The organism is Cellvibrio polysaccharolyticus, from assembly GCF_015182315.1.
GTDB lineage: Bacteria > Pseudomonadota > Gammaproteobacteria > Pseudomonadales > Cellvibrionaceae > Cellvibrio > Cellvibrio polysaccharolyticus.
This window is the reverse complement of record NZ_PRDL01000001.1, coordinates 66,347-88,201: the sequence shown is the minus strand read 5'-3', so window position 1 is coordinate 88,201 and position 21,855 is coordinate 66,347. Positions and strand designations below refer to the sequence as shown.

23 protein-coding genes are annotated in these 21,855 nt (G+C 54.6%); 15 read left to right on the top strand and 8 right to left on the bottom strand.

Annotated features, from left to right (window positions below; genetic code table 11):
• Positions 1-58: 58 nt before the first annotated feature.
• Positions 59-2,137 (bottom strand): glycine--tRNA ligase subunit beta, encoded by a 2,079-nt coding sequence (glyS, locus tag C4F51_RS00400; RefSeq protein ID WP_193906151.1) that lies wholly within the window; start codon positions 2,135-2,137, stop codon positions 59-61.
• Positions 2,137-3,114, bottom strand: a complete 978-nt coding sequence (gene glyQ / locus C4F51_RS00395) for a glycine--tRNA ligase subunit alpha (RefSeq protein WP_193906149.1) — start codon at positions 3,112-3,114, stop codon at positions 2,137-2,139. Before glyQ ends, glyS begins: the two co-directional genes overlap by 1 nt.
• Positions 3,115-3,292: 178 nt before the next feature.
• On the opposite strand from glyQ, the gene C4F51_RS00390 reads away from it, so the two are divergent.
• From C4F51_RS00390 to hemW, 14 genes are all read left to right on the top strand, one after another.
• Complete coding sequence (locus C4F51_RS00390; RefSeq protein ID WP_193906147.1) at positions 3,293-4,168, top strand: lysophospholipid acyltransferase family protein; 876 nt, start codon at positions 3,293-3,295, stop codon at positions 4,166-4,168.
• Positions 4,169-4,319: 151 nt separating this feature from the next.
• Positions 4,320-5,114, top strand: a complete 795-nt coding sequence (locus C4F51_RS00385) for an ATP-dependent zinc protease family protein (protein WP_193906145.1) — start codon at positions 4,320-4,322, stop codon at positions 5,112-5,114.
• A complete protein-coding gene (locus C4F51_RS00380) occupies positions 5,111-6,649 on the top strand; it encodes a UUP1 family membrane protein (protein ID WP_193906143.1) in 1,539 nt (512 codons plus the stop codon). The genes C4F51_RS00385 and C4F51_RS00380 overlap by 4 nt, the downstream gene beginning before the upstream one ends.
• Before the next feature lie 6 nt (positions 6,650-6,655).
• Positions 6,656-7,612 (top strand): alpha-L-glutamate ligase-like protein, encoded by a 957-nt coding sequence (locus C4F51_RS00375; protein WP_193906141.1) that lies wholly within the window; start codon positions 6,656-6,658, stop codon positions 7,610-7,612.
• A 23-nt stretch (positions 7,613-7,635) separates the two neighbouring features.
• Positions 7,636-8,463, top strand: coding sequence for a pyrroline-5-carboxylate reductase (gene proC / locus C4F51_RS00370; RefSeq protein WP_328701422.1), 828 nt, complete (start codon positions 7,636-7,638; stop codon positions 8,461-8,463).
• 27 nt (positions 8,464-8,490) lie between these two features.
• Entirely contained in the window at positions 8,491-9,084 is a 594-nt protein-coding gene (locus tag C4F51_RS00365) for a YggT family protein (RefSeq protein WP_193906137.1), read from the top strand.
• A complete protein-coding gene (locus tag C4F51_RS00360) occupies positions 9,084-9,377 on the top strand; it encodes a DUF167 family protein (protein WP_193906135.1) in 294 nt (97 codons plus the stop codon). The genes C4F51_RS00365 and C4F51_RS00360 overlap by 1 nt, the downstream gene beginning before the upstream one ends.
• 178 nt (positions 9,378-9,555) lie before the next feature.
• Positions 9,556-11,559, top strand: coding sequence for a dynamin family protein (locus C4F51_RS00355; protein WP_193906134.1), 2,004 nt, complete (start codon positions 9,556-9,558; stop codon positions 11,557-11,559).
• A 137-nt stretch (positions 11,560-11,696) separates the two neighbouring features.
• Positions 11,697-12,842 (top strand): homoserine O-succinyltransferase MetX, encoded by a 1,146-nt coding sequence (gene metX / locus C4F51_RS00350; RefSeq protein ID WP_193906132.1) that lies wholly within the window; start codon positions 11,697-11,699, stop codon positions 12,840-12,842.
• 3 nt (positions 12,843-12,845) lie between these two features.
• On the top strand, positions 12,846-13,433 hold the full coding sequence (gene metW / locus C4F51_RS00345; RefSeq protein ID WP_193906130.1) for a methionine biosynthesis protein MetW: 588 nt from the start codon (positions 12,846-12,848) through the stop codon (positions 13,431-13,433).
• A 40-nt stretch (positions 13,434-13,473) separates the two neighbouring features.
• Positions 13,474-13,800: a hypothetical protein gene (locus tag C4F51_RS00340; protein ID WP_193906128.1), complete on the top strand. Its 327-nt coding sequence runs from the start codon at positions 13,474-13,476 to the stop codon at positions 13,798-13,800.
• Between the two features lie 79 nt (positions 13,801-13,879).
• Positions 13,880-14,341, top strand: a complete 462-nt coding sequence (locus C4F51_RS00335; protein ID WP_193906126.1) for a DUF4426 domain-containing protein — start codon at positions 13,880-13,882, stop codon at positions 14,339-14,341.
• A gap of 362 nt (positions 14,342-14,703) precedes the next feature.
• Positions 14,704-15,306 (top strand): XTP/dITP diphosphatase, encoded by a 603-nt coding sequence (locus C4F51_RS00330; protein WP_193906124.1) that lies wholly within the window; start codon positions 14,704-14,706, stop codon positions 15,304-15,306.
• Positions 15,307-15,318: 12 nt separating this feature from the next.
• Positions 15,319-16,500 (top strand): radical SAM family heme chaperone HemW, encoded by a 1,182-nt coding sequence (hemW, locus tag C4F51_RS00325; protein WP_193906122.1) that lies wholly within the window; start codon positions 15,319-15,321, stop codon positions 16,498-16,500.
• 99 nt (positions 16,501-16,599) lie between these two features.
• On the opposite strand, the gene C4F51_RS00320 is transcribed toward hemW, so the two are convergent.
• Genes C4F51_RS00320 through C4F51_RS00300 form a run of 5 tightly spaced genes read right to left on the bottom strand, consistent with a single transcriptional unit; the run spans position 16,600 to position 20,651 of the window.
• Positions 16,600-17,259 (bottom strand): SCO family protein, encoded by a 660-nt coding sequence (locus tag C4F51_RS00320; protein ID WP_193906120.1) that lies wholly within the window; start codon positions 17,257-17,259, stop codon positions 16,600-16,602.
• A gap of 11 nt (positions 17,260-17,270) precedes the next feature.
• Positions 17,271-18,191 (bottom strand): heme o synthase, encoded by a 921-nt coding sequence (gene cyoE / locus C4F51_RS00315; RefSeq protein ID WP_193906118.1) that lies wholly within the window; start codon positions 18,189-18,191, stop codon positions 17,271-17,273.
• On the bottom strand, positions 18,188-19,240 hold the full coding sequence (locus C4F51_RS00310; RefSeq protein WP_193906116.1) for a COX15/CtaA family protein: 1,053 nt from the start codon (positions 19,238-19,240) through the stop codon (positions 18,188-18,190). The genes cyoE and C4F51_RS00310 overlap by 4 nt, the downstream gene beginning before the upstream one ends.
• Positions 19,241-19,245: 5 nt before the next feature.
• Positions 19,246-19,890, bottom strand: a complete 645-nt coding sequence (locus tag C4F51_RS00305; protein ID WP_193906114.1) for a hypothetical protein — start codon at positions 19,888-19,890, stop codon at positions 19,246-19,248.
• A complete protein-coding gene (locus tag C4F51_RS00300; RefSeq protein WP_193906112.1) occupies positions 19,887-20,651 on the bottom strand; it encodes an SURF1 family protein in 765 nt (254 codons plus the stop codon). The genes C4F51_RS00305 and C4F51_RS00300 overlap by 4 nt, the downstream gene beginning before the upstream one ends.
• A 35-nt stretch (positions 20,652-20,686) precedes the next feature.
• Here C4F51_RS00300 and C4F51_RS00295 point away from each other — a divergent pair, with 35 nt between their 5' ends.
• On the top strand, positions 20,687-20,911 hold the full coding sequence (locus C4F51_RS00295; RefSeq protein ID WP_193906110.1) for a DUF2909 domain-containing protein: 225 nt from the start codon (positions 20,687-20,689) through the stop codon (positions 20,909-20,911).
• A gap of 6 nt (positions 20,912-20,917) precedes the next feature.
• On the opposite strand, the gene C4F51_RS00290 is transcribed toward C4F51_RS00295, so the two are convergent.
• The gene (locus tag C4F51_RS00290; RefSeq protein ID WP_193906106.1) at positions 20,918-21,838 is read right to left on the bottom strand and encodes a cytochrome c oxidase subunit 3; all 921 of its coding nucleotides are present in this window, start codon (positions 21,836-21,838) and stop codon (positions 20,918-20,920) included.
• Positions 21,839-21,855 lie beyond the last annotated feature (17 nt).

Sequence of the window (21,855 nt, the reverse complement as noted above, 5' to 3'; positions counted from 1 at the left end):
GTCAGCAGTTTGAAACGTGGTTCAAGCCGCCCTGAAACATCGCGTGATGTTTCAGGCATTAATTTTTAGCAGGAACCAGCAAGGAAATATCAGCCACTTCCAGGAACAGGCCGCGCAGTTGCTGTAACAGCGCCAGGCGGTTTTGTTGTAATGCCGGGTCGTCGCTCATCACCATCACGCTGTCAAAGAAGGCATCCACGGTGGGCTGCAAGTCTGCCAGGGTTGCCAGGGCTTTGGTGTATTCGCGGGCGGCGAATAACGGCTGCACAACCGCTGCTTTGGCTTCAATGGCTTGCGCCAGTTGCTTTTCGGCATCTTCCTGCAAGAGGGCTGCGTTGATCTGGCTGCTGACGTTGCCGCTTTGCTTGTCGAGAATATTGGATACACGCTTGTTGGCAGCAGCCAGGGCTTGTGCTTGCGGCAGTTTGCTGAATTCGAAAACGGCCTGCACGCGCTGGTCGATATCCAGCGGTACGCTGATTTTTTTGGCGTTTACCGCCTGGAAAACTTCAGCAGGGATGTTGGCATCTTCGTAGAAAGCGCGGAACCGCTCCAGCATATAGCCGAGAATAGTGTCGGTTAAGTCGTCACCGGCGGTGAGTGATTTGTGCTGGGCACGAGCGACATCCAGCAGCGCACGCAGGTCGAGGTCGAGCTTTTTCTCTACCAGCAAACGCAGTACCGCAATACTGGCGCGACGCAGTGCAAACGGGTCTTTCGAGCCGGTAGGTTGTTGGCCAATACCGAAGATACCGGTGAGGGTGTCGAGGCGATCAGCCAGCGCAATAATAGTACCGGTCACGGTTTGCGGTAAGTTGTCACCGGCAAAACGCGGCAGGTATTGTTCATTCATCGCGGCGGCAACGTCGGCGTTTTCGCCGTCGTTCAGCGCATAGTAGTAACCGGCGATGCCCTGCATGTTGTCGAACTCGCCGACCATGTTGGAAACCAGGTCAGACTTGCAGAGTTCACCGGCACGGCTGGCGAGCTTGCTGTCGGCGCCCAGCAAGCCGGCAATGTGTGCTGCCAGTGCGGAAACGCGTTGGGTTTTTTCGTAGATGGTACCCAGTTGTGCCTGGAATACGATGGTTTTCAGGCGGTCACGCAAGGCGGCCAGCGAGGTTTTGCGGTCGGTTTCGTAGAAGAAGGCCGCGTCAGACAGGCGCGGACGAATCACCCGCTCGTTACCGTCAATGATTTGCGACGGGTCGCTGCTGGCGATGTTGGCTACGGTAATAAAGTGCGGCAGCAGCTGGTCTTTGGCATCCACCACGTGAAAGTATTTCTGGTGTTCTTTCATGGAGGCAATCAGCGCTTCGGCCGGTACGGCTAGGAAGCGGGATTCGAATTTTCCGGTGAGCGCTACCGGCCATTCTACCAGTGCGGTAACTTCGTCCAGCAGGTCTTCATCAATAACCGCGTGACCGCCAATGCGTGCGGCTTCGGCGTTTACCTGCTCGCGAATCAGCACCCGGCGGGCTTCGCGGTCGGCAATGACATAGCCGATTTCTTTCAGCTTTTGTTCGTATTCAGCGGCGTTGTCGAGCAGCAGCGGGCGGTTGTAATGGAAGCGGTGGCCACGGGTTTCGCGGTTGGCGCGCAGGCCCAGTACTTCGGCATCCACAATGTCATCGCCGTACAGCATTACCAGCCAATGCGCCGGACGGACGAATTCGGTGCGCTTGCTGCCCCAGCGCATGCGCTTGGCAATCGGCAGTTTGTTGATGGCATTTTCAATAATGCCGCCCAGCAAACCGACCACCGGCTTACCGGTGGTGGTGGTGCGCGCTACCAGTTTTTCTACCTTGCCGTCGCTTTCGGTTTGCAGCGCTTCAACGGCGATGCCGTTTTTGTCAGCAAACGCCTGGGCGGCTTTGGTGGGTTTGCCTTCGGCATCAAAAGCGATGGCTTTTGGCGGGCCCCACACGACCAGCTCGCGCGACGGCGTGCTGGCAGACAATTGCTCTACGATCAGCGCCAGACGGCGCGGTGCGGCGAAGGCGCGAACGGTAATCCAGGAGAGTTCTTCCGCCTGCAAACCTTCGATAACGTGGCTTTGCAGCGCGGTGATGAGGTTTTTCAGCGCTTTCGGGGGCAGTTCTTCGGTGCCCAGTTCAAACAGGAAATCAGCAGTCATTATTGCTCTCCTCCGACGGTGGTGGCAGAGGTTTCATCAGTGTGGGCTAACAGTTCATTACGCAGTGCTTCGGGTGCCAGCGGGAACCCGAGTGCTTTACGGGCGTCATAGTAGGCCTGGGCTACGGCGCGAGCGAGGCTGCGCACCCGCAAAATGAAACGCTGGCGCTCGGTTACCGAGATCGCGTGGCGGGCATCGAGCAGGTTGAACGCGTGAGACGCTTTCATCACCATCTCGTAAGCCGGTAATGGCAGGCCTTTTTCAATCAGGCGCTGACTTTCGCGCTCGTAAACGTCGAAGCTGTGGAACATGAATTCAACATCGGCTTCTTCGAAATTGAAACGGGACATTTCCACTTCGTTTTGATGAAACACATCGCCGTAGGTAACTTTGTCGCCGTTGGGGTTGATGGTCCAGACCAGATCGAAGATCGAATCGACGCCTTGCAGGTACATGGCGATACGCTCGATACCGTAGGTAATTTCACCGGTAACCGGGTAGCACTCAAGACCGCCAACCTGCTGGAAGTAAGTGAACTGGGTAACTTCCATGCCGTTCAGCCAGACTTCCCAGCCAAGGCCCCAGGCGCCCAGCGTGGGCGATTCCCAGTTGTCTTCGACGAAGCGGATGTCGTGCACGGTGGTATCAATGCCCATTTCGCGCAGTGAACCCAGGTAGAGTTCCTGGATGTTGTCCGGTGAAGGCTTCAGCGCTACCTGGAACTGGTAGTAATGCTGCAAACGGTTGGGGTTTTCACCGTAGCGGCCGTCTTTGGGACGACGACACGGTTGTACATAGGCTGCGTTCCAGGTTTCCGGGCCAATGGCGCGCAGAAAGGTGGCCGGGTGAAAAGTGCCCGCGCCAACCTCAAGATCCAGCGGCTGTAATACCACGCAGCCATGGCGCGCCCAGTATTCCTGGAGTGCGAGAATTAAACCCTGGAAGGTACTAACGTCAGGTTTGGATTTGTCAGACACGGTCACCTGCCTCCGAAGCAGCAGTAAAAGAAGTAAGTTACCGGCAGTTGCCGGCAAGCACAAAATAGCGCCGGATTATAGCGGTTGTCAGCCTTCAATGGCACGCCCGACGTTTCAGTCTGCGTTATTTTTCCGGTAAGCTTCGGTGCAGAGTGACAATAAAACGATAGAGATTCACATGAGAGACCGCTTTGCCCTGTTTTTTTTCAAACTGATTTCCCGCCTGCCGCTAATCTGGGGACGAGCAGTGGGCGCTGTGGCCGGAGGTTTGATGTGGTTGTTTTGTGGGCGTGAAGCCAAAACCACCATGACCAACCTGGCGTTGTGTTTTCCTCATATGAGCAAGGCCGAGCGCTGTGCCTTTGCTCGTAAAAGCCTCCGTGAAACCGCTAAAACGGCCGCTGAGGCCGGTGCTATCTGGCATCACTCGTGGGATTGGCTGCAACAATATATTCTGGAAGTGAAAGGTGAAGAGCTGCTGCGCGAGCGCCTTGCCGAAGGTCGCGGCTTGTTGGTGCTGGCGCCCCACCATGGCAATTGGGAGGTGGTGGGGTTGTATCTTGCCAGCATTGCGCCGCTTACCGCCATGTACCAACCTTTGAAAAACCCCTGTGTGGATGCCATGGTGCTGAAAGGCCGCAGTAAGGCGAATACCACCATGGCGCCCACCAACCGTCGCGGCGTGATGATGCTGTTCAAAGCCCTGCAAAGCGGCACGATTGTTGGCGTTTTGCCGGATCAGGTGCCGGATCGCGAAGCCGCCAGTGGCGTTGCGCCTTTCTTTGGCCAGCCGGCGCTGACCATTGGTCTGATTCATGGACTGATTCAACGTACCGGTTGTGCGGTCGTGTCAGTATTTGCCGAGCGTATCCCGGGGGGCTTCCGTATGCGGGTGCTGGATGTCGATGAAGCGATTTACTCGGCTGACGAAAACACATCACTCGCCGGGCTGAATGCCAGCGTTGAACGCTGTGTGGAATTTTCACCGGAACAGTACCAGTGGGAGTACAAACGCTTCCGCCGCCTGCCGGCGCCTTACCCCAAACATTACTGATAAAGCGGGGTTTGTAAAAAATCCTTCGGGTTCCTGGTGTGTTGGCATCGCCTTGCCGCTACAATTACCCACAGCTCCTGCTGGACCAGGCGCCGCTGCTTCGTCAGCGCTATCTCTTTTTACTACTACGTAGAGTTTGTTGGCCGGAATAATGAGCATTAAAACCGTATCTGCCAGTCGTTGGATGACCACCGCCTTTGTGACCGTTTTGCTTGCCGGGTGTCAGTCATCCGGCAACCTGATGGTGAAACAAACCGAAATTACTGCGCTGGAACAATGCCAGCAGGTACTGCACAACCAGCAAACCGCATTGGAAAGCGTGCAAAATCGTCTTGAAGATGTCGCCCTGCTGGTTGGCGAAAATCTCGAATTGCAAAAACGCCTCGCTGAAGCGCCGCCGCCCCCGCCCGTACAACCCAGACCCGTCGTTAACTGCCCCAAACCGCCACCACCACCTGCTACACCACCGTCTGTGCTGGAAAACCTGTTACAGGACAAGCAGCTGATCGGTGAGCGCGAGCGTGTGTTGCTGAGCAGTGTTGGCGTTGAAATGCGGGCGCGGGTCAATACCGGCATCACCGTGTCACTGCTGGATGCACGAAACATTCAACTGTTTGAACGCAACGGCGAAGAGTGGGTGCGCTTTTCGGTGTTGGACCGTAAAACCGAAGAAACCCACGAGCTTGAACGCAAGCGCGTACGCTATCTGCCCGGTGGCGCCAAAGATGAAGGCTCGCGCCGCCCGGTGGTTGAACTGCGCCTGACCATTGGCAAGTTAACCCAGGCCGTTGAGTTCGCCCTGACCGATCGCGCCGACCAGGCCAACCCGATCCTGCTGGGCCGCAATGCCCTGCGTGATGTAATGATTGTTGATGTCAGCCGCTCCGACCTGGCACCGCCAGTGCGTGAGAGTAACAGCGCTGCCGGAGAAGCAGCCAAACCATGAAAAAACCATCCAAAGCGCCCTTTTACAGCATTGTTGCCGGGTTGATTGTTCTCGGCCTGGTGACCGCCTGGCTGCGTCACACCACCATGGACATCCCTTTTTTCGCCGGTGATCACCGCGCGGTGTGGATGATCGAAGCGCGGGTAGATTTCGTGGCCAATGGCGATGAAGTGACCGTCAACCTCGGCTTGCCTTATGATCCGCCGGGCTTCCGCACCTTCAGTGAACTGGCGGCATCGCCAGGCTATGGCTGGTCAGTCATTGAAGAGAATCAAACCCGCCGTGGCGAGTGGACCAAACGCGAAGCGCAAGGGGCGCAAACCCTTTACTACAAAGCGCAATTTGTGGGCGGTCTCTATGCCTCCGAAACCCTGACCGAGGCACCGCCGGTGCGTTCGGTAGAGTGGGATGGTCCGCAAGCAACGGCGTCCAGTCAATTGCTGGAGCAGGCTTTGTCGCTGTCCAGCTCGCCGAAAAGCCTCGCCCGCGAATTGCTCAAGTTAATCAACGATACCTCTCCGGATCAAAACGCTTCTTTGATGCTGGCTGGTGAGCCGGACAAAGCCAACCTGCTGGAAAAACTGTTGCGGCAGGCGGGTATTCCGGCGCGTATTGCTCTCGGCTTGTACCTGGAAGATGCCCGCCGTCATCAATCACTGACCCGCATGGTGGAAGTGTATGACGATGGCCAGTGGGTGCTGTTCAACCCTTATACCGGCGCGCAGGGTTTGCCGGATAACCTGTTGCTCTGGCATCGCGGTGACAGCTCGCTGATTGATGTGATTGGCGGCAGCCGTTCGCGCATCAGCTTCTCGATGATCTACCAAACGGTACCGGCGCTGGAACTGGCCGGTGCCCAGGCGACTGACAGCATCTTCTCGATCATTGGTGTGCACCGGCTGCCGATTGAAGAGCAGGGCATGTTCAAGTTGCTGTTCCTGCTGCCGCTGGGTGCGCTGGTGGTGGTGTTTATGCGGGTGATCGTGGGTTTGAAAACCTCCGGTACTTTTATGCCGATTCTGATCGCGCTGGCGTTTTTGCAAACCTCGCTGTTACTCGGGTTGTTCAGTTTTATTGCCGTGGTGGCCTTCGGGCTGGTGCTGCGAACCTATTTATCGCGGCTGAACCTGCTACTGATATCGAGGATCGCGACGCTGGTGGTGCTGGTGATCTTTATTATCTCGGTGCTCAGTCTGGTGGGTTATCAGATGGGGCTGAACACCGGCATGACCATCACCTTCTTCCCGATGATCATCATCGCCTGGACCATTGAGCGGATGTCGATTCTGTGGGAAGAAGAAGGCCCCAAAGAAGTATTTGTGCAGGGCGGTGGCAGTTTGCTGGTGGCAGTGCTGGCTTATTTGATGATGCAACTGCCGGCGATTGGTCACCTGACCTTCAATTTCCCCGAACTGAATCTGGTGGCTCTTGCCCTGATTATGATGATGGGCCAATACACCGGTTATAAACTCTCCGAATTGCGGCGCTTCCGCGCCATGGTCGAGAATGACGCCAGCGTTGATAACAAGGGGTAATCAGCGGTGAAATGGGTGAGTCCATGGCGCTTGCGCCGCATGGGTATTCTCGGCATGAACTGCCGTAATCGCGATTTTATCGGCAGTTACAATGCGCGCAGCTTGTTTCCGCTGGTGGACAACAAGCTGAAAACCAAACTGTTGGCAGAAGAGTTTGAAGTGGCAACGCCACGGCTGTTCTTCGTCATCAGCGCGCAGCACGAAATTGCCGCCATTGATGAAAAGCTGGCCGGGCTGGAAGGCTTTGCCGTAAAACCGGCCAAGGGTTCCGGCGGTAAAGGCATTCTGGTGATTGTGGGCCGTCGCGGCGACAAATTCATCAAGGCTTCCGGCGCAGAAATTACCATCGACGATATCCGCCGTCACATGAGTAACGCGCTGGCCGGGCTTTATTCGCTGGGTGGCAAGCCGGACGTGGTGCTGGTAGAAGACCTCATCCAGTTTGATGATGCCTTCCAGGGTTACTCCCACGAAGGTGTCCCGGATATCCGCATCATTGTTTTCAAAGGTTACCCGGTAATGGCGATGCTGCGGTTGGCCACGCACGTTTCTGACGGCAAGGCCAACCTGCACCAGGGCGCGGTGGGGGTGGGGCTTGATATCGCCACCGGCCATGCGCTGCGCGCCGTACAGTTTTCCAAGCCGGTAACCCATCACCCGGATACCGGCCGCCCGTTAAACGAGATCAAAATCAGCAACTGGCGGGACATGTTGTTGCTCGCCTCCCGGTGCTTTGAGATGACCGGCCTGGGTTACATCGGCACCGATATCGTGCTCGACAAAACCCGTGGTGCGCAGTTACTCGAACTGAATGCCCGCCCGGGGCTGGCGATTCAGGTTGCCAATGGTCGCGGCTTGTTGCCGCGCCTGCGTCATGTTGAAACGCTCAAACCACGGGCACACCGCAGCCCGGATGCCAGGGTCGACTACGCCATGAAAAATTTTGGTGTCGACGGCATTTAACCCGTTCTTTTTTGCTCAGGAATATTTCCGTGATCCAGCCTCGAATTGCCTTTATTGGCGCCGGTAATATGGCCAAAAGTATTATCGGTGGTCTGTTGGCCGAGGGCACACCGGCGCAAACGGTGACCGCCAGCGGCCCTCGCACTGAAACCCTGCAACCGCTGCAAGCGGCCACCGGCGTGAATATCACCACCAGTAACAGCGACGCTGCCCGCCAGGCGGATATCGTGATTCTGGCGGTGAAGCCGCAAATGTTGAAAGCGGTGGCGGCGGAGCTGTCTGCCGCCTTGGCGCATCGGCCATTAATTATTTCGCTGGCCGCCGGCATCACTACCGACAGCATTGGCCGTTGGTTGGGCGGCGATCAGGCGATTGTGCGCTGTATGCCGAATACGCCGTCACAACTGCGTCAGGGTGCCAGTGGTCTTTTCGCCAATGCGCAGGTCAGCGCTGAACAGCGCGCCAACGCCGATGCCATTTTGCGCGCGGTGGGGGTGGTGCAGTGGCTGGATGACGAAGCGTTGCTGAACCCGGTAACCGCTGTTTCCGGTTCCGGCCCGGCCTATTTCTTCCTGTTTATGGAAGCCATGATCGAAGCCGGTGAAGCCATGGGGCTGAGCCGCGAGAGTGCCCGTGAGCTAACCTTGCAAACGGCGCTGGGAGCGGCCATGCTGGCGCGCGATAGCGATGTGGATGTCAGCGAGTTGCGCCGTCGTGTAACATCGCCCAAAGGCACCACCGAGCAGGCTATTCTGTCGTTCGAGCAGGACAAGCTGCGCGAGACGGTGGCACGAGCCATGAATGCCTGCTCCGCACGCGCCGCAGAGCTTTCCGAGCAGTTGGGACAATAAACCGTATTCAAAGGGGATGTGCCGGGTATGTTGGCCAAAATTTTACATTTTCTGATTTACACCTCGATGACCTTTTTTATGATCATCGTCATTCTGCGCTTTTTACTGCAGCAGGCCAAAGCTGACTTTTACAACCCGCTCTCCCAGGCGATTGTGAAAATCACCCGCCCGCTGTTGATGCCACTGCGCCGGATCATTCCCGGTGTGATGGGCATTGATATGGCCTCCATCGCTCTGATGATCTTGCTACAACTGGCGGTGATTCTGGTGTTGGGGCTGATTCTCGGGCAGTCCACGCTGTTTTCTTTCCCGCTGTACAGCATTGCCTGGGCGATCCTGGGTACCCTGACGCTGGTTTCCAATATCTTCTTCTGGGGCATTATTATTTCCATCGTCGGCAGCTGGATTGCGCCTGGCAGCAATCACCCGGTGCTGGCGCTGGTAAACCAGTTGATTGATCCGATTATGGCGCCAATCAGAAAAATCCTGCCACCCCTGGGTGGCGTTATTGATATCTCCCCGATTCTGGTCTTGATGGGGCTGAAAGTGCTGGATATGGTGCTGGCACGCGCCGCGCAGGCGGTTTACCTCAACCCCAATGTTGTAATCGGCGTCTGGTAATGACCCATTACCAATGGCAGGGCAGCGATTTGTTGCTGCGCTGCCATCTGCAACCGAAAGCCTCGAACGACGGGGTTGCCGGTTTGCATGGCGACCGCATCAAACTCCGTATTACCGCGCCACCGGTCGATGGCAAGGCCAATGCTCATCTGGTGCAATGGCTGGGCAAGTTATTTCAGGTGCCGAAATCCCGCGTTACGATTTTGCAGGGCGAGTCGGGGCGCAGTAAAAATATCCTCATTCAGGCACCGGCTTTTATCCCCGCCGAATTCGCCATCAATTCCCTTTCGTGAGTTACCGCCCGCGCTCTTGTTGAACACTGGCTTTCGGCGCGAAAATCCGCTTTAATACGAACAATTTTTGTTCACCCGGTCGAGAGCGATGCGGGTGTTGCGAATGCGCCCTGGCGGCGCATTCTTGCGTGGCAAGCCGGGCGCCGACCCGATCATAATAAGCCGACAGGTAAAATTCATGGACGTTAAAGCACTGCACAAACAGATGGCCGGTTACAACCGCTGGAAGCAACAGCTCGACGAGCGCTTGCTGCGGTTTGAGCGCTGGGGTGAGGACGTGGGAATGCTCGGCCCGGATTTACGCAAAACCTTGCGCCAGGCACGGCAGCTGCTGCACCGGGAAAGTTTTACGCTGGCTTTTGTTGGCGAGTTTTCCCGCGGCAAAACCGAGCTGATCAATGCACTGCTGTACACCGAAGGCGGCCGCCGTTTGCTGCCATCGCAACCGGGCCGCACCACCATGTGCCCCACCGAAATTTATCGCGATGCAGCCAACCCCCATTGCGTGCGCTTGCTGCCTATAGAAACCCGCCGCACCACCACCAGCCTGGAAAGTTTCAAACGCATCCCCCGCAACTGGATTACCATCCCTTTTGATCCGGAAAACCCCGACGAGATGCGGGCGGCACTGCATCAGGTGTCGTGCAGCAAACTGGTCAGCGCGGCAGAAGCCGAGTTGCTGGGTTTTACCAGCGAAGATACCGGCCTCGAAAATGACCAGGGGTTGGTTTCCATTCCCTGCTGGCGCCACGCGATGATCAGCCTCGACCATCCACTGTTGCGTCAGGGGTTGCGTATTGTTGATACACCCGGCTTGAATGCGCTCGGCAATGAGCCGGAACTGACCTTGAAAACCCTGCCCGAAGCCCAGGCGATTCTGTTCCTGCTGGCTGCCGATGCCGGGGTTACCGCCAGCGATATGGCCATCTGGCGCGAGCATATCCAGCCCTTGCGGGAAAATCATTGCACGGCGGTGGTGGCGCTGTTGAACAAAATTGACAGCCTGTGGGACGATTTGGCGCTGCCTGCCGAAGTGGGCGCGAATATCGACCGGATGCGCGCCGAAACCGCCACCCGCCTGCAGATGCCGATGGAGCATGTGGTTGCCCTGTCCGCCAAGCAAGGGTTGCTGGCCAAGGTCGCGCGCAACAAACCGCTGCTGCAAAAAAGCAATTTCCTGCAACTGGAACGCTTGCTGGGCGAGTGCGTGGTGCATAACCAGCAGCAGATCATCGGCCATCGCCTGATTGGCGACAGTTTCAGTATGCTGATTAACGCCCGCAACAGTTTGAAAGCCCGTATCAGCGTTGCCCAGGAAGAACTGGTGTCGCTGGGGCGCGCCGCCAGCCCGGAAAGCATCACCGAAAAAATCAGCCAGTTGCGCACCGGCATCCGCAAAACCCATCACCACTATCACAAGCAGGCACTGACCTTGCGCACCAGCCAGCGCTTGCTGGAAAACCAGCGGCAATCGCTGCTGGCACCGGTAAGCCCGGAAATTCTCGAGCGCTATGTGCAAACCGCCACCGACAACCTCACCAGCAGCTGGACCACGCTGGGGCTGTCGCGCGCTATTGGTACGTTTTTCGACGATATTGATAACAGCATGCGCCATCTTGAGCGGGAGATGGAGCGCGCCAACCGGGTGCTGATCTCTATCTACGAGCGGCCGGAAAACGCCGGTACCCATGAAGATCGGGTCAACCAGCATTTGCTGCGCATCCACGATCAGCAAAAACGCCTGCGCCAGTTGCAGACCCGCGCCGATCAATTCCGCCGCTCCATCAACAGTGTGCTGGCCAGCAAAACGCTGTTTATCAGCCGCTTTATCAACACCCTGGTGCAGGAAGTGCGGGTAGTGTGGCGCGACATCAACCGCACCATCGAGCGCTGGTTGCAGGAAGGTCTGGCGCCGCTGTTCCATCACAATCACTACCAGAAGCAGCTGCTGGAACACCATATGCTGCAACTGACCCGCGTGCACGGTGAACACAACCAGCGCGCCGGTCGCCTGAAAGCCTTGCAGAAGGGCCTGCATCACTGGCAGCGCGCGCTGAAAGCATTGGAGCCGCTGTATCAGGAAACGCTGGAGGTGTCGCTGGGCGAGCGCCCGCAAGCGGCGTCCGTTACCGATTCGCGGGTGATTCCGCTGTCCCGCGCCCGCACCCTGCAGGCGCGATAATCTGCCCCGGCAAGCTGTTGGTGCGCTGACAGCTTGCAGCCATGCCTGCGCGACCTTAGACTTGCTGCCTTGAAACGGCCGCTACCGCGGCGCTGTCCCTTCAGGCACTTCGTGTGCTGTCGAAATACGAGATCGTCATGTCAAAATCGCTTCCCGCTGATTCAGTGGGGTTGGTTACACCGCAATCCATCCATTTCACCGAGCCGTTACCGCTGGCCTCCGGGCGAATGCTGGACAGCTATACGCTCATGTACGAGAGCTACGGTGAACTGAATGCGAGCAAATCCAATGCGGTGCTGATTTGCCATGCGCTGTCGGGCCATCACCATGCCGCCGGCTATCACTCGCCAGACGACCGTAAACCCGGTTGGTGGGACAGCTACATCGGCCCGGGTAAACCGATTGATACCAACAAATTTTTTGTGGTGGCGCTGAACAACATCGGCGGCTGTCACGGCTCTACCGGGCCCTCCAGCATCAACCCGGCCACCGGCAAACCCTGGGGGCCGGATTTCCCCAAACTGCGGGTGCGCGATTGGGTGTCCAGCCAGGCAGCGCTGGCAGACAAGCTCGGTATTGATGTCTGGGCGGCGGTGATTGGTGGCAGCCTGGGCGGCATGCAGGCGATGCGCTGGGCGCTGGAATACCCTGACCGGGTGCGTCACTGCGTCGTTATTGCATCGGCGATGAAACTTACTGCACAGAATATTGCGTTCAATGAGACGGCGCGTCAGGCGATTATTGCCGACCCGAATTTCCTTGGCGGTCGCTACCTCGAACACAACACCTTGCCGCGCGATGGTTTGTCGGTAGCGCGCATGATCGGCCACATCACTTATTTGTCCGATTACGCGATGGGTAAAAAATTCGGTCGCGACTTGCGCAGTGGCAGTTTCGAGCTGGGCATTGATGAACCCATCGAATTCCAGATTGAAAGCTATTTGCGCTATCAGGGCGATACTTTCGCCAACACCTTCGACGCTAACAGCTATTTGTTAATCACCAAAGCGCTGGATTATTTTGATCTGGCCCGTGAATACAACGACGATCCGGTGGCGGCGTTCAGCCAGGCCAAGGCAAAGTTTCTGGTGATTTCATTCAGCACCGATTGGCGTTTCTCACCGGAGCGCTCACGGGAAATTGTTAACGCCCTGATGGGTGCCAACAAGGCTGTTTCCTATGCCGATATCGAATCCAACTTTGGACACGATGCCTTCCTGTTGCCCAATGCCCGCTATCAGCAGGTTTTTTCCCGCTATCTTGCCGGCATCGACACGGAGTAAATCATGCGTATAGATCTTAATGAAATTCAACACTGGATCGCGCAGGGCAGCCGTATTCTGGATCTGGGCTGCGGTGATGGCACCCTGTTAAAATTTCTTATCGACAACAAGCAGGTTGAAGGTTACGGCCTGGAATTCGGCGCTGACGAAATTAATGCCTGTATTGAAAAAGGCTTGAACGTCATCGAGCAAAACCTCGATCGCGGTCTGGGTAATTTTGCCGATAACAGTTTTGATACGGTGCTGATGACCCAGGCACTGCAAACCTTGCACTACCCGCATCTGGTGCTCGACGAAATGTTACGTGTGGGCAAGGAATGTATTGTCACCTTCCCCAATTTTGGCCACTGGAAAGCGCGCTGGTATCTGGCCACCCATGGTCGAATGCCGGTCTCCGACCTGCTTCCTTATGAATGGTACGATACCCCGAACATCCATTTCTGCACCTTTAAAGATTTTGAAGTTCTTTGCCGCGAAAAAAATATCCGCGTTATTCATCGGCAGGTGGTTAATGAACAATCACCGGCATTTTTGAAAGAAATAGCACCCAATCTTTTCGGTGAAACTGCTATTTACCATTTGAGTAAATAACCGGTATTCACCACAGGAATATTCAGCCCGGGAAATGCCCGTGTTAAAAAAATTGTTGATGGTCGGTTTGTGCACGGGCGTTGCCAGCTGTATGGTTAAACCGAAGCAGGTCGCCGGTTACGACTACGACTGCGAGATAGTTACCCGAAAAATAGAATTGACGCTGGATCAGCAAACCCGCTTCCGACAAATGAATTGTCAGAACGAAGAATGCAAAGCCCAGGCGGTGGCAGAGCTGGCGAGCAGTATGATTATCCTTCCGCTCAGCGCCATTGTTTCAGGCTCCATTGCGCTGACTGGCAATACACTGTACTGGCTGGAAGAAAAAGGACGTTGTTTGTCTTCGAAAAAAGCCACAGCCTCCTGAATGCTTGCAGAAAACGGCAATTAAAAATTCCCTGTTATTTTGCAGCAAAATGTTCCCTTGTTTTTACAGGATAAACCCTATGAAATTGATTGCTGCTTTTATCGTTTGGCTGGGCTGTGTAACGGCGGCTCATGCGCAAATAGATCAAACAAAAACCGTTGAGAGTACCCAAAAATTTGGGGATTACACGGTGCACTATACGGTTTTTAACAGTGCGTTTATTCCTGCGGATGTAGCCGCTGTTTACCAGATTAACCGGGCTAAAAATCGCGCGCTGGTGAATGTGAGTGTGACGCGCGAAACCGAAGCCGGTCATTCGTTGGGGTTGCCAGCCACCATCACCGGTACCGCTACCAATATGATGCAACAGCAACGCAAGTTGGAGTTCCGCACTATTGATGAAGGCAATGCCACTTACTATCTGGCAGATTTGCGCCACACCAACGAAGAAATTATGAACTTTGCGGTTCAAGTGCAAGTTGAGGAACAGAGCCAGCCGTTTACGGTTCGCTTTACTCGTACCCTGCATTCAGGTGATTGAGGTTATAAACAGCAACGGCGCGTCGGTATGATATCGGCGCGCCGTTTTTTATTTATACAAACAAGGTTTGGTCTCTCACAGGTCACGCTTTGGTCGTTTTGAAGTAGCTCAATAATATCGCGGCGCTTGAGCTGTTTTTTCAGGTTGTACTGAATTATTAAAGGCACAGAGCCAAGCGGTATCCCTCAGGGCATTTCAGACCGTCTGCCGCAGGGATGCGGCAGTCGAGCCTGCATGGATGCATTTACGGCGAGTCTGAAATGCCCTGAGGGATACAGCGGAATAGAAACTCGTTTTTCGTCTACAACAATTAACCCCGGTATATTGGGCTGACGATGTTCAGCTATCAACAGGATTAAATCATGCAACAGAAACTGGTACTGGCCAGCGGTAATGCCGGTAAATTACGTGAGTTTCAGCAACTGCTGGCAGATTGCGGTTTTGACGTCTTACCGCAATCGGATTTTGCGGTAGAGAATGCCGAAGAAACCGGCCTCACGTTTGTTGAAAACGCAATCCTCAAAGCTCGCCATGCCTGCGCCGAAACCGGTTTGCCCGCTATTGCAGATGACTCGGGTATTGAAGTGGACGCGTTGAACGGTCGCCCTGGAATTTACTCGGCACGCTATTCCGGTGAAGGTGCAAACGATGCCGCAAATAATCAGAAATTGCTTCAGGAGCTGAACGGCATCCCGGAAGAAAAGCGTACCGCCCGTTACCACTGTGTGTTGGCTTTTATGCGGCATGCAGAAGACCCCACGCCGATTCTCTGCCATTGCAGTTGGGAAGGGCGCATCCTTACTGAAGCGCGTGGTGAGGGTGGTTTTGGTTATGATCCGTTATTTTTTCTGCCGGATCTGCAATGCACCGCAGCCGAACTGGATAAAGCCGAAAAAAATCGTGTCAGCCATCGCGGCCGCGCTATGCAATTGTTATTGCAAGCACTGAGCGAGTCGGGTCAATAAACGGCGATTATCATGTCATTACTGCTGCCGCCACTGGCGCTCTACATCCATATTCCCTGGTGCATTCGTAAATGCCCTTACTGCGATTTTAATTCGCACGAAGCGCGTACCGATATGCCGGAGGCGGAGTATGTTGCTGCATTGATTCATGACCTGGAACAGGATCAGGTATTGGCGCAGGGTCGCAAGATCACCAGTATTTTTTTCGGTGGAGGCACACCGAGTTTATTTTCTGCCAAAGCGATTGGTGACATCTTGCAAGCCGCAGAGCGGCTGATTGGCTTTGAACCGGATATTGAAATTACTCTGGAAGCTAACCCTGGCACTTTTGAACAGGAGAAGTTTCGCGGCTTTCGCCTGGCGGGCGTCAATCGCTTGTCGATTGGTATTCAGAGTTTTAATCAAACGCAGCTGCAATTATTAGGCAGAGTGCACAACCGCGATGAAGCCTTGTGCTCGGCGGATGTTGCACGCGGTGCGGGTTTTGATAATTTCAACCTGGATTTGATGCACGGTTTGCCGCAGCAGTCAGTAGCCGATGCGCTGGCGGATCTGGACCAGGCGATTGCCCTGGCGCCGTCACATTTGTCCTGGTATCAATTAACCATCGAACAAAATACCGCTTTTTATTCTGCCCCGCCGGTGTTGCCCGAAGAAGATATTCTGGTGGATATTCAGGACGCAGGTTTTCAAAAATTGGCCGATGCCGGTTATCAACAATATGAAGTATCGGCCTATGCGCGGGATAACCGCCGTGCCCGTCACAATTTGAATTACTGGCAGTTTGGTGATTACCTGGGAATAGGCGCCGGTGCGCACGGCAAAATTACCCTGCCGGAAAAACAGGCCATCGTTCGGCAGTGGAAAACCCGTTTGCCGCAACATTATCTTGCCGCACACAATAAAATCCCTGCGGCGGTCGGCGGGCATTTGAACAGTTTTAATGGTGGTGGTGAAGTTTTACAAGCGGAAGCTTTGCCGCTGGAGTTTTTAATGAATGCGTTGCGTTTGAATGATGGTGTGCCGGGTGATATTTTTCAGCAGCGTACCGGACTGACATTGGCTGCGTTGCAGCCACAGTGGCAGGAATTGGTGAGCAAAGGGTTGGTCAATAGCGATCCGGCGGTTTTGCAAACCACCGCGCTGGGGCAGCGTTTTTTAAATACCATTCTTGCATCCTACATCCGCGATTAGCAGTTTGCTCAAGCGGAATGAGCCGCTGGTTCGGTCCGCTTGCCATCAGAATATGTTGCCGACATGTTTTTTTATCCGGCGTTTACAACAATATTCCCGTTAATTCCAGCGCGCCATTATTTCCGGTAGTGTGATGCCCAGTGTGTCACTGTTAAACGGCGGACGAAAAAAGGCGTGGTAATCGCCTTTGGGGTTAATCAATACCAGGTGGGTGCTGTGGTCAATGGTGTAGTCATCGCCCAGTGGGGTTTTGGCAAAGGCGACATTCACTTCATTGGCAAAGCGGCGAATGTCGAGAAATTCGCCGGTAACACCGATAAAGGCCGGATCAAAGGCGTTAACGTATTGTTGCAATATCGCCGGGGTATCCCGTGCCGGGTCGAGCGTTACCAGCACCACGCGGGTATTGTCACGCATAGCCTGCGGTAAATTATCCAGCGTGCGTTTTATTTCCGTCAGGGCGGTCGGGCAAATGTCCGGGCAGTGGGTAAATCCGAAATAAATCAGTGACCACTTTTCTTGCAACTGCTGCCGCGTGAAGGGCCGGTTTTGGTGGTCAATCAAAGAAAAGTCATTGAAACGTCGCGGCGTTTCAAATAAAAAACCCTGGTGAGTTTGCAGTTGCTCAATGCTCATCGCTTGCGGGCGTAATACTTTATAGACCGCCAGCGCCATCACCGCGACAACAATTGCCACCAGTATCAGTACCGTGTTGCGAATTCCACGTTGTTGTGCCGGTGTATTTTCAAGCCCGCTCATTATTTATTCCATTATAAAATTGGCGTGGTGATACTGGCGGTTGCCACCAGGTAATGATCCAGTAACATAATCACAAATAAAGCCATTAAATAAACGATGGAGTAGCGGAACGTATCCATGCCTACACCGGGTTTTTTGCTGAAAATCATCGCCAGTGACCAGTACATAAAACCTGCACCCAGCACCACGGCGCCGAGCAAATACAACCAGCCAAACATACCGGTGAACCAGGGCAACAGCGACACCAGGCAGAGCATGATGGTGTAAAGCAGAATGTGCAGTTTGGTATAAGCAATGCCGTGGGTTACCGGCAGCATGGGAATATCGGCTTTGGCGTATTCATCCCGGCGATGCACTGCCAGTGCCCAGAAGTGTGGCGGTGTCCAGGCGAAAATAATCAGCACCAGCAGCAACGCGTGCGCATGAACTTCATTGGTAACGGCGGTCCAGCCGAGCAAGGGCGGTGCGGCACCGGCGATACCGCCAATCACAATATTTTGCGGCGTGGTGCGTTTTAAAAAAAGTGTGTAAACCACGGCGTAACCAATCAGCGATGCCAGCGTTAGCATGGCGGTGAGTACGTTAATAAATACGCACAGTAAAAACATACCGGTGCAGCCAATAATCAACGCAAACCACGCCGCCTGCCGCGGTGCCAGGCGCCCCTGCACCAGCGGGCGATTGAAAGTGCGCGCCATTTTTTCATCAATGTGACGATCCACCAGATGATTGATTGCTGCGGCCGAACCGGCGCAGAGGGCAATGCCGAGGTTGCCGATAATCAGCACATGCAGCGGCACCATGCCGGGCACCGCGAGTAACATGCCGATTGCCGAGGTGAGTATCATCAGCATCACCACCCGCGGTTTACAGAGTTGGTAGTAATCCCGCCAGCTGGAGGAAGAAACGGCTTTGGCTGCTGCGTAGGTCATGGTAAAGATCTCCCGTTCTCGAATCTGGCGGTCATCAGACGATGGCACAAGGTGACCATGGTCAATAATAAAAGGGCGCCCGTGGCGTTGTGGGCCACCGCCACCGTCAGTGGCAGCGAAGCCAGCACATTGGTAATGCCCAGCATTATTTGCAGGCAGAGCACCACCAACAGAAACAGTGCCAGCGGTTTACTGCGCGACAGCGCGCTGCGCAGCAAACGAAAAATCAGCCACAACAGGGTGACGGTTACGATCAACGCGCCGATGCGGTGCGTCATGTGGATGGCAGTGCGCGCTTCGTTTTCCAACAGCCCGCCAAGATAGTTGGGGCCGATGTCCTGAGCGATATCAAAACCGGAATGAAAATCCATCGCTGGCCACCATTCGTTGTGACAACGCGGAAAGTCTGTGCAGGCGAGTGCGGCGTAGTTGGCGCTGGTCCAGCCGCCCAATGCAATCTGCATTATCACTAACAGGGTCACCAGTAGCGCCAGCCACAAGGTGCGATTGCGAAAGCGTCGTTGCGATTCGGGTAGTGACCATTGAAAGTTTCCGGTGCGCTGCACCAGCAGCCATAACAGCGTGAGCGTGGCAAAACCGCCCAGTAAATGCGCGGTAACAATTTGCGGCCACAACTTCAGTGTGACCGTCCACATACCAAACAGCGCTTGAACAATTACCAGCAACAACAATGACAAGGTGTGCCAGCGGGGATACTCGTGCAGGGGCAGAGCGTGCGCTTTGCGCCATACCGAGACGGTGATGGCAAGAATCACCAACCCCAACAAACCGGCAAAATAACGGTGCACCATTTCCGGCCAGGTTTTATCGTGCTCGACCGGAAATTCCGGAAAGCGGGCTTCGGCGGCAGCAATCGCGCCTTCGCTTTTCGGCCAGGTTAAATGGCCGTAACAACCTGGCCAATCCGGACAACCGAGGCCGGCATCGGAGAGCCGGGTAAATGCCCCGAGTACCACCACCACGGCGGTTAACAAGGTGGCAGCAATGCCTGCGTACAAGAGTCCCTTTCGGTAGCCCGACAACACCATGGTTATTAGTCCTCGTAACTCAGTTTCAACATACGTTTGATGTCGTCGAGAAGATCACCGCCCTGATGACTTTCCTGATAGGCCATCATCAGCCAGGCGTCCGGGTCCATTAAAAACACCGATGTGTCGGCGTTAACGGTTGAGGGTAATTGCTGGCCGAGGCCGGTCATCAACTGTTGAAATTCGGCATCTGACAGTGTCAGCAAGGTCATATGCGGGTGATCGCGTTGCAGGGATTCAGCAACGCCCTGTTGCAGGGCGCTGTCAGGCACCAGAAAAATTCGTTCTACACGACCGGCTTTTTCGCCAAGACGAATGTGTGCCTGACGGGTCATATAAAGTTGTTCTTCACAGCGCGCATCGCAGCCGTTTTTGCCGGTAATCACCCAGCGCCATTTACTTTTTTGCTCTTCAATATTCCAGGTTTGGTGCTGCATGTTATTCAGAGAAAAACCACCAAAATTTACCGGCTGCTGTAATAACACCCCTTTATTCATCGTACCTGCCGGCATACCAACGCCGGTGTGATAGACAAATATCGCCACCGCCATCGGGATAAAAATAATTAACATCAAGGTTGCTGCGGTCCACTGCCCGCGACGTTTTTTTGCATACCATGTGGTTGTTGGCCCCGAAGAAGACGTATTCATGAGCGTGTATTCCTGTTGTTCAATTGAGCCCGTAATTTTCCCGGTAATGCGGTGTTGGCAATGAGAAACCACATCACCAGCGCTATTGCCATGGCAAACCATTGCACGGCATAGCCCATGTGCCGGGCCGAGGACAGGGCGGTTAGCTGCCAGTTGGTGATCAACGCGCCCTGGCTGGTGCCATCCAGACGCACGTAGCGCGATGGCAGGGGATAATCAAGCTGGTCGCGCATGCGCGTGAGATCCGGATGCAAAATAACCTGTGGCCAGCTGTTGCTGATGGGTATGTTTTCCAGCAGGGCATAGGGCTGTAATGTCATGAGTTCTCCGAAAATGGTCTGCTGTCCTGCCGGAGTGACGACTTTCGGTAAATGTTGCCGACCGCTTCCGGCCGCAACCCAACCCCGATTAACCAGCAACTTTGCGCCGTCATCCAGGATGAATTCCTGCAATATTTCAAAGCCGTATTGGCCCTGACGATGGCGGTTATCGAGATACCACTGGTGTATCGGTGAAAAATACCCGTTTGACATTACTTGCTGATAATCCGGTAGCTGCAGGATGTTATTGCCGTTCAGAACAACCACAGGCAGCTGTTGTTGTGCTTGCCAATGCTGTTCCATGTCGCGCTTTTCTGCTGCTCGTTGGAGTTGCCAGCAACCCGCTACTATCAGTAAAGGCAAGATCAACGACGTTAGCAACGTTATTTTTTTATTTGGTGAAACGTTAGACTTTTCTGCCAACGGCGCTATTTTTATCACTATCCACCATCCTGCCCGTTATCGAGGTAACCAGTATGTGGTTGAAAATTATTATTGTGATGTTGCTCATTGCTATTGTGGCGAGCCTGTTTGGCGCGCTGGGCTTCCTGTTAAAAGATGCCGACATGCCGCAATCGCGCCGTACCTGGTATGCGCTGGGTGTTCGCATTACCCTGGCGGTGTTGCTGATGATCTGTCTGATCTACGGTTTTGCCTCGGGCATTTTGCACAGTCAGGCGCCGTGGGATCATCGTCTTTAAGTGTTATCAGCCAAAAATATACACGACGAAAAACAGCACCACCCAGACCACATCGACAAAATGCCAGTACCAGCTGGCCGCCTCAAAACCAAAACTGTCATGCGGTTTGAAATGATTTTTCAACACCGAACGCAACCACATAATCAATAACATCAAGGTACCGATGGTGACGTGGGCGCCGTGAAAACCGGTCAGCATAAAAAAGGTCGCGCCATAAATACCGGAGTTGAGTGTTAACCCCATCGCGGTATAAGCGTGGTGATACTCCCAGGCTTGCAATGCAACAAAGCTGATACCCAGCAACACGGTAATGCCCAGCCATAGATTGAATGACTTGCGGTTATTATTTTTCAAAGCGCCGTGGGCGATGTGCACGGTCAGGCTGGAGGTGACCAGCACCAGCGTATTCCACAACGGCAACCAGCCGAGCATGGCTTTAAAACCCGGGAAGCTCATGTTTTCTGCAGGGCCTGTCATCACCGCCTGTTCACCATGCCTTACCATGTCAGGTGTGGTCATCAGCGGCCATTGTTCGGTAAAACCCGGCCATAAAAATTCGTTGGTAGATGAGGTATCGCCAGCGCCGCTCAGCCACGGCAGCGCAAAGGTGCGCACATAAAAGAGTGCGCCAAAAAACGCTGCGAAAAACATCACTTCACTGAAAATAAACCAGCCCATTGCCCACACGTAGGAACGCTTCAGTTGCTGGTTATTGAGGCCTGCCATGTTTTCATGAATAACGGTGGCAAACCACGACCACAATACCGCGGCGAAGAGCAGCGCCCCGGTGAGGAAAATCCACGGCCCTTTGGCGGAGCCGTTTAACCAGTGCGCTGCACCGAATACGGTTAAAAACAGGGCAATACTGGCCAGCAATGGCAACCTGCTTTGCGCGGGAACGTAATAAACATTTTCATTGGCAGCCATAGGTTTCTCCGTTTGGA